General features: G+C 60.2%; 10 protein-coding genes. 3 read left to right on the plus strand and 7 right to left on the minus strand.

Going from position 1 to position 14,413, the window contains the following annotated elements:
* Window positions 1-9 precede the first annotated feature (9 nt).
* The 3 genes from ABRA89_RS08835 to ABRA89_RS08845 are packed head-to-tail and all read right to left on the minus strand — an operon-like array spanning window position 10 to window position 2,080.
* Window positions 10-750, minus strand: coding sequence for a calcium-binding protein (locus ABRA89_RS08835; RefSeq protein WP_349941094.1), 741 nt, complete (start codon window positions 748-750; stop codon window positions 10-12).
* Window positions 725-1,417 carry a thermonuclease family protein gene (locus ABRA89_RS08840; RefSeq protein ID WP_349941095.1) on the minus strand — a complete coding sequence of 231 codons (693 nt, stop codon included), beginning with the start codon at window positions 1,415-1,417 and terminating at the stop codon, window positions 725-727. The genes ABRA89_RS08835 and ABRA89_RS08840 overlap by 26 nt, the downstream gene beginning before the upstream one ends.
* Before the next feature lie 12 nt (window positions 1,418-1,429).
* Window positions 1,430-2,080, minus strand: coding sequence for a S24 family peptidase (locus tag ABRA89_RS08845; RefSeq protein ID WP_349941096.1), 651 nt, complete (start codon window positions 2,078-2,080; stop codon window positions 1,430-1,432).
* 388 nt (window positions 2,081-2,468) lie between these two features.
* Between ABRA89_RS08845 and ABRA89_RS08850 the strand changes: the two genes are divergently transcribed.
* Entirely contained in the window at window positions 2,469-3,512 is a 1,044-nt protein-coding gene (locus ABRA89_RS08850; RefSeq protein WP_349941097.1) for a YihY/virulence factor BrkB family protein, read from the plus strand.
* A gap of 12 nt (window positions 3,513-3,524) precedes the next feature.
* Here ABRA89_RS08850 and ABRA89_RS08855 read toward each other — a convergent pair whose 3' ends face one another.
* Together ABRA89_RS08855 and ABRA89_RS08860 are read right to left on the minus strand one after the other, a co-directional pair.
* Window positions 3,525-4,691 carry an SH3 domain-containing protein gene (locus ABRA89_RS08855; protein WP_349941098.1) on the minus strand — a complete coding sequence of 389 codons (1,167 nt, stop codon included), beginning with the start codon at window positions 4,689-4,691 and terminating at the stop codon, window positions 3,525-3,527.
* A gap of 454 nt (window positions 4,692-5,145) precedes the next feature.
* On the minus strand, window positions 5,146-7,341 hold the full coding sequence (locus ABRA89_RS08860; RefSeq protein WP_349941099.1) for a 3-hydroxyacyl-CoA dehydrogenase NAD-binding domain-containing protein: 2,196 nt from the start codon (window positions 7,339-7,341) through the stop codon (window positions 5,146-5,148).
* A gap of 142 nt (window positions 7,342-7,483) precedes the next feature.
* Between ABRA89_RS08860 and ABRA89_RS08865 the strand changes: the two genes are divergently transcribed.
* Complete coding sequence (locus ABRA89_RS08865) at window positions 7,484-8,272, plus strand: EAL domain-containing protein (protein ID WP_349941100.1); 789 nt, start codon at window positions 7,484-7,486, stop codon at window positions 8,270-8,272.
* A 45-nt stretch (window positions 8,273-8,317) separates the two neighbouring features.
* On the opposite strand, the gene ABRA89_RS08870 is transcribed toward ABRA89_RS08865, so the two are convergent.
* Window positions 8,318-9,526 (minus strand): acetyl-CoA C-acetyltransferase, encoded by a 1,209-nt coding sequence (locus tag ABRA89_RS08870; RefSeq protein WP_349941101.1) that lies wholly within the window; start codon window positions 9,524-9,526, stop codon window positions 8,318-8,320.
* 158 nt (window positions 9,527-9,684) lie between these two features.
* The gene (locus tag ABRA89_RS08875; protein ID WP_349941102.1) at window positions 9,685-10,158 is read right to left on the minus strand and encodes a MerR family transcriptional regulator; all 474 of its coding nucleotides are present in this window, start codon (window positions 10,156-10,158) and stop codon (window positions 9,685-9,687) included.
* Between the two features lie 313 nt (window positions 10,159-10,471).
* Between ABRA89_RS08875 and ABRA89_RS08880 the strand changes: the two genes are divergently transcribed.
* Entirely contained in the window at window positions 10,472-14,320 is a 3,849-nt protein-coding gene (locus ABRA89_RS08880) for a peptidoglycan-binding protein (protein WP_349941103.1), read from the plus strand.
* The last annotated feature ends 93 nt before the right edge of the window (window positions 14,321-14,413 follow it).

Below are 14,413 nucleotides of genomic sequence, written 5' to 3' on the forward strand. Positions count from 1 at the left end.
GCTCTGCTATCAAACAAAGACTGTCAAATCGAACTGATACCCCTCGGCTGACTGGAGTATCTCGACGACATGATCTCCGCCAAGGTGGAAGTCTTCAATAAGGACGCCTTCGTCAATGAAGCCATCCGCAATATCCTGAACTGTAGTAACGAGTAGATCACTACTGTTGCCGTAGATGCGAATATCGGCGGCCAGAGCGTTGAAGAACAGGAGGTCGGTTCCGCCGCCCTCTCCTCCCAAACCGGCAGGTCCCTGGTCTTCGGAGATCGTGTCCATTCCTTGGCCGGGCTGATACCTGTAGTTGTCGTTGCCCTGATTCCCGCGTAGCAGATCGTTTCCGGTTCCGCCTACCAAGGTGTCAGAACCGGTTCCGCCGCCGAGATTGTCGTCTCCAGAGCCCCCGTAAAGTTGGTCGTTCCCAGCCTGGCCCTGGATGAAATCATCGTCTCCTTCTCCAAAGAGAATGTCGTTTCCGTCACCGCCGTGGATATAGTCGGGAATCGAAGAGCCGTAGACGGTATCGTCTCCTTCCAACGCGTAATATGAGTGAGCCGTGCCGCCTTGAAGCGGTTGCCCCTCTAGATAGAAGACGTCGTCGCCAGATGTTCCGGTGAATTGACCCATTGGAATTTCTCCTGCGTTTTCAACGCTAAGAGAGTGAACGCCTTTGGTGCAAAATTCAATTTTAAATAGATTAAAAAAGATCATATTATCATGAGTTGCATTACCGCCAGATGCCGCGCCCGGCATTCCGGGCGCGCTTCTCCAGTTCTCCATAGGGGCCATCCGGCAGGGCCTTGGCCCATCCGTTTGAAACGATCCACCTCGCAATATCCTCGCCGGAAAGCGTGCAGGAAGAGGTGACGGTCTCGTTGCGCTCGCCGAAATCACGCGGTGCGATGCACTCGACGGAACGTCCGCGCAGATAAGCCCGTAATGCGGTGCGCGCCCGAGCGCCGCATGGCCAAGCACCGCTACCACGTCCGCAGCGTGCGTTTGCGGCGGGCGCCTCTATGCCGGATAGAACGACCGTCGCTTGGTCGATTTTCAGATGGCCAGCATCGATGGCGATCGGACGCGGCAGCAGACGACGTTTGACAGGATCGGGTTCGTTTTCCGGTGCGGCAATCTCCGAAAGCGGCTCGCGTGGCGCGACCCGACGTAGTGGCTGCAATGGATCGTCGTCGGATCGACGACCATAGACGGTTCGGGCCTTCGCCGGCGCTTTCAACTCGCTTTCGGCGTCATTGTCCGTCTCATTCTGGCTCGTCTCTGTTTCCTTGTTGTCAGGAACGTCAATCTCGGTGTCGACAGAGTTTGTTTCGTCAGGGATATCGTCCGGAACGAGCGCAAACAGGCCCGCGACGAGCACGACGAGGCCGAAGGCGATGGCGAGTGTCGAGACGGTCTGTCGCATGAAACGCGACGCCTATTGGCTCGCCCACAGAATGCGGGCCATCCAATCGATGTCTTCCACGGCGAACTGCCGGGGTGGGAAATCCGGATTGAGCGACGACAGTTCGACCGTGCGCGCGGTCTGCCGCTGCAGGATTTTTGCCATCACCTCGCCCTCGCGGGTCCTCACGACCACCCTGTCGCCGCGGCGCACAGAGGCCGTTGGCGAAACGATGATCCGGTCCCCTTCCCGGTAGAGCGGTTCCATGGACCGGCCGGAGACTTCGAGGGCGTACATCGGCTCGTCGGTGCCATCGGGAAGCGTGATCTCGTCCCAACCGTGTCCCGCCGGAAATCCAGCATCGTCGAAGAAGCCGCCGCCCCCAGCCTCAGCAAGGCCGAGAAGTGGAATCGCAATCGCCGAGTCGCGAGATCGCAGCGCCGTGTCGGCATTCTTGCCGGCCATGAGTTGCGCGAAATCGGTGAAGGACGAATTGACCGCCTCTATGATCTTCGACAGCGACTCGGTCGACGGCCATCGCGGCCGCCCGTCGGCGCTCAACCGTTTGGATTTGTTGAACGTCGTCGGATCGAGTCCGGCCTTTCGGGCAAGTCCCGAAGGGGTGAGGCCGTTCCGATTTGCCAAAGCGTCGATCGCCGACCAGACTTCTTCGTGTGAAAACATTGGGGCTCGTCACCAACGCTCCAAGAGGAAAATTATCCTCTTCCGTCTTATGCGCTCAAAAGAACGCTGTCCATAAGGTTAGCGTCGAATACGGGCAAACGCCAAGTCTTTGTCGTCTCGCAATTGTAATAAAATCGCCCCTTAGGGTAGCTCTGAAGTCGAGCGACCAATCATCGTTCAGCGTCGTAACCACCGGCAACGGCGGATAAACAAACCGCTGGAGGGTGAGATTCCCGATCGCTCCGACCGTGCATGCCCCCGATCACGTCGAACTTCCAGCACGCTATGTATTGGGACAGGCCGAAGGGAACTCCATCCCATCGGGCGCATTCAAACGATGACTCCTCCGGGCCTATGTCCCGCAGCAGAAGGGAACTATGGAAACGGGATGGTCGGACGGTTCAGCCCCTATACGAACGAGGAAACAAGACGGCGCGCGAGCGAACCGGGACGCGGCAGAGATGCCGAAGGCCCGATGGATATTCCGCTCAAAGGCTGGAAGGACATCAGTCTCAGGCTCTATTCTTCTTTCTTCGAAGACCGGGTGATGCTGATCGCGGCCGGCGCAACCTTCTACCTTCTGCTCGCGCTTTTCCCGGCCTTCGCCGTGTTCGTCTCGCTCTACGGCTTCGTGAGCGATCCAACCACGATCTCCGATCATATCGCCTTTATAGGCCAGTTCCTGCCGCAAGCGGGCACCGAGCTTCTGGAAAGTCAGCTCGACACGCTCGCAAAGCAGGACCCGGCCTCGCTCTCCGTCGGCTTCCTGACGGGCTTTCTCTTCGCGATGTGGAGCGCGAACAACGGCATCAAGACATTGTTCGAGGCGATGAACGTCGCTTATGGCGAGATCGAGCAGCGCAGCTTCATCAAGCTCAACGCCGTCGCCTTCTGCTTCACGATCGGCATGATCATCGTCGGCATCGTGCTGATTACGGCGATCGGCGTTATTCCGGCAATCATGAGCGTTGTCGGTCTCGAGACCTTCACCGAAATTTTCGTCGCGGCTCTGCGCTGGCCCATCGTTTTCCTGCTGATAGTGGCGGCAATCGCGGCGATCTACCGGTATGGACCAAGCCGCAAGCGGGCTCGTTGGAAATGGGTGATCGGCGGGGCCTTTCTGACCGCATTCGTCTGGCTCGCGGCCTCGATCAGCTTCTCCTGGTATCTCCAGAACTTCGCCAATTACAATGCGATGTATGGCTCACTGGGCGCCGTCATCGGTTTCATGATGTGGGTCTGGGTATCTTCTGTCATCTTCATTATCGGCGCCGAGGTGAACGCCGAAATGGAGCACCAGACAGCCTACGATACGACCTCTCATCCGCCGCACCCGATCGGGGAGCGCGGTGCACGCGTCGCCGATACGCTCGGCCAGAGCGGCAGGCGCGTTGCGGAGCCGACAGCCGAGAAAAAGGGCCTATTCGGTTAGCGCCGAGCGAATTCAGAGGGTCCCTGTTTCCACCGTAGCACCTGTGGCTTGCCGGGTATCGATAAAGGTTCCGTAGACGTAGCCCTCCGTCGCCTCGAAGCGAACCTTGCACCAGTCATCGCATTCGAGAACGGTCAGACGCGTTCCTTTGGAGAGAACCGTCAGGATGTCGGCGTCCATCTCCGGCGCGCTACGCATATTGACATAGGCGTTGGCGACGCCCCGCAGTCCGGAACCGGATTGCTCCTCATCAATGGGCGATACCGGGACAGCGTCACTCTCCGTATCGGTTTCCACTCCCATGTCCGGATCGGCTTTGAATACGGGTAACGGAATTGCCGTTTCATCGATGCTGTCTTCAGACACAGCCGCAGCTTCACTCCCAGCGGGCGCTTCGATCCCGGCCGCAAATTGCGAAATAAACCCCGGCCACACGGCACCGGTCCGTGCCTCCATGTCTCTTGCCCGATCGAGCAGCGACGCGACGGTCGGCTCGTTCGCCGCCGATGCAAGGCTTCCCGTCAATACATCGCGATCGATGCCTGGATCAGCAGGAACCTCGGTAATCGCAATTCGCTTCGCGCTCTCCGGCAACTTCTCAACGGTCTTCAGAGCCGGCAATAATTTCGGCGGGATTTCGGCGCCTGAAGTCTCCGGCGCATCCGTCGTTTCAGAAACAGACGCCGATGGGCTTGCGATCGTCGGCTTCTGCGAGGCGTTCGCAGTCACCGCCTCCAATGCTGGCAGCAGATCCTCTGCGCCCTCCAATGGTTCGCCAGTTCCTTCAGGAATGAGATCGGAGTGAGCGGTAGCGATCTTGAGCGCGATTGCGTCCGAAGTATCGGCATCGCGCTCTTCGTTCCTCAACTCAGCCGTCAGATAACTCCCGATGCCGAGACCGTTGGCAATGCTCTTCCAGTTCGCCGCCACTATGCCTGCTGCGCCGAACAGGATGACGAGGCTCAGCGTTCCGGCGAGAAAGCCGTAAATCGGATAACGTTGCCAGACAGGCGCAGCGCGGGAAACGTCTTCCGGCTCTTCGAAGAAAGTCCGCCCCCAGCGCTGGTAAGTGGGGCCGGATGCCCGCTTGAGCTCGTAGAGGCTTCTGCGGTTTCTCAGCCGGTCTCGGATCATTTCCTCGTTCGGGCGGTTTGTCCCGCTCGTCGTTGGTCCATTCATCCTGTCACCACCCTGCCTGCCTCGAACACTCGGACCTCGGCGCGCCTCTTCGATCGGTCCAGGCTCTTCAAACTGGCCCGATCCGGCTCGTCATCACGAGGTGAGTGAACTACTTCACCGAAATACTAAGGTTATTTGATAGTCTCGATTTGGAACAGTCTAACCGCTCCGCTCAACGAATAATCACACGATGGGGGAAGAGAAAGCCACCCTTACGAAGATGAACGGTTTAGCTTGAGGTCAGGTTTGGCGCCTCCCCAGGGGCACGAAATATCGCATGGCCAGCCTCTGCTCTTAACAAGGCCGGAGAACTAGGCCGAGCAGCTTGCGCGATCCCTGCAAACAACTTTTTGTGCGATGCCGAGCTCAGCGGGCGGCATCACAAATCCGGGAAGGCGGCACCGTTCTCAGACGGTTGCGCGCCCTCTTCTTTTTTCAAAAAGGCTCTGCGGATTCATGCGGACGGAGCATCGTTTCCGAACCGTGCGTAAAATGTCTCGTCAGCCGCCGCCATTTCCTTGAGCAGCGGCGTCGGAGCGAACCGCTCGCCGTATTTTTCTGCGAGGTCCGAGCAAAGTTCGGCGAAGGATGGTGTGCCCATTCCGTCGATATAGCTGATCGCTCCGCCGGTATAGGGCGCGTATCCAAAACCGAGGATAGAGCCGACATCGGCCTCGCGCGGATCGACAACCACACCCTCCTCCATGGTGCGGGCAGCTTCCAGGGCCATGGTCGCGAGAAAGCGGTTCTTCAGTTCGTCAAAATCCACCTGATCGGCCGGCTTCTGCGGATAGAGCGTTTTCAGCTCGGGCCAGAGATGCTTCTTGGCGGGCTTTTCCGGATAGTCGTAGAAGCCCTTCCCCGCTTTGCGCCCCAGCCGGCCGCTCGCCGTCATCGAGGTCACCAGCTTGTAGTGCTCGGGATCGATGGCGTCTTCGCCCATGTCGCGAATGGTCGCCTTCATGATCTTCTCGGAGAGATCGACGGCGACTTCGTCGTTGAGCGCCAGCGGGCCGACCGGCATACCGGCGGCCTTCGCGGCATTCTCGATCATCGCGGGCGGCACGCCCTCGACGAGCATGTCGTAGGCTTCGTTCATGTAGCGAAGCACGCAGCGATTGGCGAAGAAGCCGCGGGTATCGTTGACGACGATCGGCGTTTTCCTGATCGCCCGCACGTAGTCGAGCGCCATCGCAAGCGCGGTCTCCCCGGTCTTCTCACCAAGGATAACCTCGGTCAGCATCATTTTGTCGACCGGCGAGAAAAAGTGGATTCCAATGAAGCGTTCCGGATCGGGCGCAGCTTCGGCCAGCGTAGAGATCGGGATCGTCGAGGTATTCGACGCATAAATCGCATCCTCTCCGATAACAGCAGCGACCTTCTTCGAAACCTCGGCCTTCACATCGCGATCTTCGAAGACCGCCTCGATCACCAGCTTGGCCTCGCGCAGGGCTTCGTAATCGGGCGTCGCCGTGATGCGAGAGAGAAGGGCTTCCCCCTGTTCCGCACTGAGCCGCTTCTTTTCAACCAGTCCATCGACCAGCTTTTTCGAATAGGCCTTGCCCTTCTCCGCCGTCTCCTGATCGCGGTCGACCAACACGACATTGAGGCCGGCCTGAGCCGAGACGAAGGCGACACCCGCCCCCATGAAGCCGGCCCCGACGATCCCGACCGTCTTCAACTCCGTCGGCGGCACGTCTTTCGGACGCCGCGCCCCCTTCCCCAGCGCCTGCATCGAGACGAAGAGCGAACGGATCATCATCGCAGCTTCTCGCGTCCGGATGACCTCGGTAAAATAGCGCTGTTCGATCTTCAGTGCCGTGTCGAATGGAACGAGCAGGCCTTCGTAGACGCATTTGATGATTGCGCGGGCGCCGGGATAATTGTCGTAGGTCTCCTTCCGGTAGAGCGATGCGACTGCCGGCCAGACCTGAGCGCCTTGCGGTGAATAGACCGCGCCCGAGGGCAGCTTGTAGCCTTTCGTGTCCCACGGCTTCTCGGCCGAGAGCCCACCAAGGATCATCGCCTTTGCGGCCTCGACGAGATCGCCATCCGCCACCTCGTCGATCAGGCCCATCTTCAAGGCCTTTTCGGGACTGAGCGTTGAACCTTTTAGGAGCATCTGAAGTGCCGACTGAGTGTCGGTCATGCGCGCGACGCGTTGGGTCCCGCCCGCGCCGGGGAAGATGCCGACCTTCACCTCGGGCAGACCAAGCTTCGCCTTCGGTGCGACCACACGGCCATGGCAGGCGAGCGCGAGTTCGAAGCCGCCGCCCATGCACGTACCGTTGATCGCCGCGACTACAGGCTTGCCGCAAGTCTCGATCTTGCGCCAGAGCCAGGTCATGCGGCCCGCGCGATCGAACAGGGCCTGCATCGCGGCCTCTTCACCGCTATTGCGCTCTTCCTCATAGGCCTCGTTCATCCGCCGCAGCATGTTGAGATCCGCGCCGCCCGTAAACGACCCCGGTTTGCCGGAGGTGATGACGATGCCCTTGACCGCATCGTCCGCAGTCAGATCCTCGAACGCCACCGTGATCTCGTCGAGCACCTCTTCAGTGAAGACGTTCATCGAGCGCTCGGGCATGTCCCAGGTAAGGACAGCGACGCCGTCGGCACCGGTTTCGAGAGTGAAGTTATCGAGGTCCATGCTTGGCTCCGCTAAAGTTTCCCGGCTAATATTTTCTTGGTCTGGTCGATTACTGAGGGCACCAAAACCAGCGATCCGTTAGAGTTGTTTAAGTACTTGTTGTGCACGTTGGCGCGGATTTCAGCTCCAGAGAGACAGTCTTATGTCAACGCCTGCATGCCTCGGTTGCCAAACTGGAAAACCGCTCGATTTTCAATTTTCTATGGCGTTTCAGCCGATTGTCGACACGAAAGCGAACCGCGTCTGGGGCTACGAGGCTCTTATTCGCGGCATGCAGGGCGAAGGGGCGTATTCGATTCTGAGCCGCGTTTCGGCAGAACAGAAATACAAGTTCGATCAGGCGTGCCGCACCAAGGCGATCGAACTCGCGGCTCGCCTGTTCGGGTATCCCTATCTGCGCCTTTCCATCAACTTTCTGCCGAACGCGGTCTATGAGCCCGCCGCATGCCTCCGAGCCACGCTTTCGGCGGCGAAAAAGCATCGCTTCCCTGTCAACGCAGTCATGTTCGAGTTTACGGAAGCAGAAGAGATGACCGATATCGGTCATCTTCAGCGGATTATCGCCGAATATCGTCGGCAAGGCTTTGTAACGGCCATCGACGACTTCGGAGCCGGCTATGCTGGTCTGGGTCTCCTCGCGGATTTTCAGCCCGACCTGATCAAGATCGATATGAAGCTTGTCCGCGGGGTGGATCAGTGCTCGGCCCGGCGCGCTATTCTGGCCGCCATTCTCTACGTTGCCAGAGAACTCGACATCATGGTTCTGGCCGAAGGTATCGAGACCGCGGCGGAATTCGCCGCGCTCAAAGCCGCTGGTGTCACGCTCTTCCAGGGATATTATTTCGCCAAACCAGCCTTTGAGACCCTGCCACCGATCAACATTCGCCTCACCGAAGGCGCGGAGATGGATTCGGTGCGCAGCGTTGCCTGACCCGATAAGAGGACCGGAATTCAAAATCAGGCGCATTGCTCCGCATCAGACCCGTTCGATGATCGTCGCCGTTCCCATGCCGGCGCCGATGCACAGCGTAACCAGCGCAGTCTGTTTGTCCTGACGTTCCAGCTCGTCGAGCACCGTGCCGAGGATCATCGCTCCGGTCGCACCCAGCGGATGGCCCATCGCGATCGCACCGCCATTCACGTTCAGAATGTCCGGGTCGATGTCGAAGGCCTGGGCATAGCGCAGCACGACAGCCGCAAAGGCCTCGTTCAGCTCGAAAAGGTCAATGTCGCCAAGGGTCATACCCTTGCGTGCGAGCAGCTTTTCGGTAACGTCGACCGGGCCGGTCAACATCAATGCGGGGTCGGAGCCGATATTGGTGAAGGCCCTGATCCTGGCCCGCGGCCGAATGCCAAGCATGTCTTTGGCAGCTTCCGAACCAATGAGAACGCCGGCTGCGCCGTCGACGATGCCGGAAGAATTGCCGGCATGGTGGACATGGTTCACGGCTTCGACCTCCGGATGGGCCTGAAGTGCAACCGCATCGTAGCCGCCCATCTCGCCGGGCATAGCAAACGACGCATTGAGGCTGCCGAGCGACTGCATGTCTGTCGAAGGCCGCATATGCTCGTCGCGATCGAGAATGGTCAGGCCGTTCTGGTCCTTGATGGGAATGACCGATTTGGCGAACCGCCCCTCCTCCCACGCCTTGCCGGCGCGCTTCTGGCTCTGAACCGCATAAGCGTCGCAATCGTCGCGCGAGAAGCCGTATTTTGTCGCGATCAGGTCGGCCGATACACCCTGTGGCATGAAGTAGGAGGGGATGCCGACCGACGGGTCCATGAACCAGGCACCACCGGACATGCCCATGCCAACGCGCGACATCGATTCAACGCCACCTGCGATGACGAGGTCGTCGGCACCGTGGGCCACCTTGGCAGCCGCGATGTTCACGGCATCAAGGCCGGAGGCGCAGAATCGCGAAATCTGCATTCCGGGCGCTGAGAACGCGTACCCGGCCTCGAAGGCGGATGCCTTCGGGATGACGGCCCCCGCCTCACCCACCGGATCGACGCAGCCGAAGATGATGTCGTCCACCTTGCCGGTATCGATTCCGTTTCGGTCACGAAGCGCCTCCAGCACTCGCGCACCGAGACGGACGGCGGGCACCTCATGGAGCGAGCCGTCTTTCTTGCCGCGTCCGCGCGGCGTTCGCACGTGGTCGAAAATATAGGAATGGCTCATGAACTGGTCTCTCGTCTCTGTGCGATCGTGGAACGACCGGAGATCCCGATCGGCTCCATGCCGGACTCACCGACAACAAAAAGCGGCTTCGCTTACCGCGAAACCGCTGGATGTTATGCGCTCATTTAATTGTCTGGTCTCGAAGAAACCACTGCTGATCAACTGTCGAGATTTTCGAGCCTCTCGCGGACGACCTTCATGGTCAAATCCATCGCGGCGATGGACTCTTCGATCTCGCGCTTCTGCTCCTGCAGAATGACCTGCTGTTCGGTGAAACGCTCAAGCGCCAGTTCGAGCTGCTTCCGCTTACCATCCGGCTGGTGGTAGAGATCGATCAGCTGTCTGGCTTCGGTGAGCGAGAAGCCGAGAACCTTGGCCAGAAGAACGAGACGCAGGCGCGCGCGATCCTTGCGACTATAGAGACGGGTCGTACCGCGCCGTTCCGGGCTCAGGAGACCGCGGTCTTCGTAGAAGCGAAGAGTCCGAAGCGTGACACCGAATTCCCGCGCTAGATCACCGATCCGGTAGACATCCCGATCGGCGCCTTCATGCTCTTCGATTCCAAGCAGAAAGTTGACATCGGCGCCCGACTCGTCCTCGAGCGGCTGTTGGGTCTTCTGAGCTAGTGCCATTACCATTTCCGTAGGGTGTTGTAGAGCTCACAGAGTGATTTAGTTCATCCGTGATCTTCAGTCGCGCATATCGTTACGGGACGTGGAAAAACAAGACGCTGGTTTGTCTCGTGACGTCATTTCAAGGTTTTTTGACGGCGTACACACAGCGTCGTCGGACAAGCCTCGCACCGGCCCTGGATCGTAGCCTGTAGAGAGGCGCGGCAGCATTTACGGGTCGTTAACCCTGTTGAGTGAAAGTCGGCCAGCACTTCGAACGCGTTGATGCGGGCGTTTTTGCGTGACGTCAGCACAGACCGACCGGGATAGCGATATGGCTGAACTCATGAGTTACGATACCGGCGGCCGGCAGCGCGGCAAGGGGCACGCCGCCCTCGCCGACCTCAGCCGTACCCTGGAAGCGCTTGAAGATCGGCTCGATCGGGTTACCCGGACGCGAAACGCAACCACGTCTCATTCCCGCCCCTCCCAGATTCAGGACCTTGTCGGCCGCACGCAACGGCGCCCCGCCCAGAGCCGGCCCTCCGGCAGGCGGCCCGAACTCGCCGATGCCGTATCCCAGATTGTGATGCGTCAGAAGCTGCTCGACGAGCAGCCGAGCGGTGGTTACCAGCCGAAGGCGCGTGTGTCTGACAGACCCTCGAAGAAGAGCAAGCAACACGACAGGGGCGACATTTACGGCAACGGCGCGCGATCCACCGGCCACGGTCCGAAGCGCGACGAAGGTTCGGTCAACGATCTCAAATCCGAACTTCAGCGGTTGCGCGACGAACTCACCCGCAATCTTTCCTCCGACGTCTCGGAGCAGGTCGAAGACATGCGCGAAGCGCTTGCCGATCTGCAAAGCGCGATCGCCCAGAACGCCCGGCCCTCAATCGTGCGCAACGAAATTTCCCGCCTGCACGACCGGCTCGACCAGATGGGCCGCAGCGGAATCAACCCCGGAATCGTCGACGACATGCGCGCACAGCTCGACGATATCGACAGCTTTCTCGAGCGGCGCCAGGGTATCCAGCAACAGCAGCGCTTTCTCGGTGCCCGGGCCGGATATGAGGAGCCTTTCCGAGAGGCCGACGAGCGAGCAGAACTGAAGGCCGAAATCGAGCGCCTGCGCGACTCGCTCTCATCACTTGCGAGCGAAGATCATCTCAGGGCCGTCGAACAGCGCTGGTCCGATTTCGAGAAGCGGTTCGTCGAAGAGGTCGGAAGCCGCGACCGGACGAGCGAGCTGACCGATCGTATGATGGCAGAGATGGCCAAGCTGCGCGATCAGATGCGCACCTTCGCCTCCGAGCATTCGGTCCAGGCCTCTGAGGCGCTGTGGAATGGCGTCGAAGCCCGTTTCACGCCGCGCGCCGAGACCGAGGCCACGATCGCCAAGATCGGCGACCGCATCGCGCAGCTGGAAGAGTCCCTCACAGCCCTTCCGGATACTCTGCCCTTCGATGGTCTCGATCGCCGGATCGAAGCCCTCTCGGACGTCATCGGGACAATCTCCGAGCAGGTCGCTTCCGACGAGCGCGGAGCAGAGCGCTTCGCCAATATCGATGCGCGGCTCGACGAGATTACCCATGCGATCGCAACCCTCGCCACCACTCCGCCGGCGATCGACCTCGCGCCGATCGAGCGGATCGAGGCCCGGATGCACGCACTCGCAGAACGAGTGGACGACATCGCCTCCGACGGCACGGTCTCGATGCTGGCTGAAAAGCTCGCCGGACTTGCCGAGCGCTTCGATACCATGGGCGATAGCGAACCGAACGATGAACTCGCCGGACAGATCGGCCGCCTCAACGAGCGCCTCAACGATCTGACCGAACAGAACAGTATCTCCCACAAGGACATGGCCGCGATCGAGGACCGCCTTGCCTCGCTTGCCGAGCGGATCGAGACCCAGCTCGCCCAGCCGTACGATGACGGAGAGGCAATCGCCAATCTCGAAAGTCAGGTCGGCCGTCTCACCGATTTCCTGAATTCGGACAATTTCAGCGTTCCCGCCGAGATGGAACGCCGCCTCGGCGAACTCGAACGCAAGGTGGATGAGAACGCCGAGCAGATCTTCTTCGCCGCAAAGAGCGCGGCGGACGAAGCCGTTCGCCAGATGCTCGCCCAGGGCGATTTCAATCAGAGCGAACACGTCAAGCGGCTGAGCGAAGAGCTCGACCGTCTTCAAAGTCTCTCGCACGACAACAATGTCCGCTCGACGGATTTCTACGAAGCCGTCAATTCGGCTCTTAGCCGTCTCGTCGATCGAATCGATGCGATCGAGCGCGATTTCGATCGGTCGGAGCCGCGCAGACAGCAGCCCGCTTCCAAGCCGGACGATACCGGATACGCCGCACGCGCGACCTACGTACCGCCGGCTTCCGCCGAAGTGACGGAAGAGAGCGATTGGGGGCCGAAAAACGACCGGAACGACGAGTTCGACGCACGCGAAGTGGAAACTCCGGGCGGCCTCAGGGCGCTTCTATCGCGCAAATTCAAGAAGCACGACGAGCAAAAGCCGCAGCCCGAAGCAGTCGGTCCGCGCTGGAGCGACGACAACGACGACATCGACGAAGACGAACTCACCGGACCTGATGCCGCCGATTCCCGTGAGGCACCACAACTCGATGCCGCAGACGCACTTGAAAGCCACGAGGCCAACCGCCCGCTCGCCATAGGGTCCGGCGGACCCGACATCGCCGCCCTGCTGGAGCGCGTGCGCAACCAGAAGGCCGAAGCCAAGTCGACCACGACCGACGAGCACGCGAAAGCCGATTTCATTGCAGCCGCGCGCCGCGCCGCCATGGCCGCCGCCGAGGAAGCTGAAGGCTTCAGCGAGGATCGCAACGAAGACACACGGATGAGCGGTGTTTCGGATTCGATATCACGCCGCCGCAAGCCGATCATGCTGGCCGCCAGCGCTGCTCTTCTGGCCTTGCTCGCACTTCCCGTCGGCAAGATCATTGCGGAGAAGGCCAATCTCTTCTCCTCGGGCGACGCCGTTGTCGCCAAGGCGGCAAAAGAGGAAGCGAGTTTCACCGTCACCGAAAATACGCCGGCCACACCCGCGAAAAAGCCCGCTGCGGAGACGAAAGCTGCTCAGACGGAAAGCAACCCACCGGTCATCGGCATTTCGCAGGAGCCTAAGCAGCAGGTCGCCAACAGCACGCCAGCTGCGCGGAAACCGATGCCGGAAGTGGCGGAAGCGAAGCCTGCCGTCAGCCCGGCTGCCTTCAAACCCAAAGCAGAAATTGCTCAGGTCGGCCCGACGATCGCCGGGAGCAAGAACGTCGAATTCGGCGATCAGGTCGCGGCTCTTCCGGAGGGAATCGGTTCCGATCCGCTTCTGGATGCGGCGAAGTCCGGCGATGCGAAAGCCCTTTTCGAACTCGGCCTGCGGCTGATGGAAGGCCGCATCGTCAGCTCCGATCCGGCCAAGGCAGCCGAATGGTTCGAGCGCTCCGCACAGCTCGATTTCGCGCCGGCGCAATACAGCCTCGGCACGCTCTACGAAAAGGGCAATGGCGTCGAGCGAGACACCATCAAGGCGCGTGACTGGTATCTGAAAGCCGCCAACAACGGCAATATCCGCGCCATGCACAACCTCGCCGTCCTCTTCGCCACCGGCGTCGACGGCAAGTCGGAGCCGGATCTTGCGGCCGACTGGTTCGTTCGGGCTGCCAATCACGGCATGACCGACAGCCAGTACAATCTCGGAATTCTCTTCGCACGCGGCGCAGGCGTCGATCAGGATCTGACGGAATCCTACAAATGGTTCGCGATCGTTGGTGAGAGCGGCGACAAGGATGCAGAGCAAAAGCGCGACGAGGTCGCCGAGTCGCTGACGCCGGAAGAGCTGGAACGCGCAAAGACGGCGGTCGCAAGCTTCGAGGTGAAGGAACGTTCCGAAGCAGCCAATACCGTCGAGATTCCTAAAGAATGGGCAGCAACCCCTCCCGAGCCGACGACGACCGCCTCGATCGACATGAATCGCGCGATCCGCAACATCCAGGCGATCCTCGGCAAGCTCGGCTACGATGCCGGACCGCCGGACGGCCTCATTGGCGAGCGCACGACCAACGCAATCAAGGACTTCCAGAAGGATGCCGGTCTCGCGGCCACTGGCGAGATAGACGAGGCGCTCATCCGCGCTCTGCTCGACCGCAAGGACGCCTGACAACGAGGCTTCGCTGCGCTGCAACACTTTGGCGCGAGGAGATTTGACAATGCCGAGGGCTTCGCGCGATGACGTGCGGAGCCCTCGTTTTTC

It is taken from the genome of Fulvimarina thalattae (genome assembly GCF_040239565.1).
In the GTDB taxonomy this organism is placed as follows: domain Bacteria; phylum Pseudomonadota; class Alphaproteobacteria; order Rhizobiales; family Rhizobiaceae; genus Fulvimarina.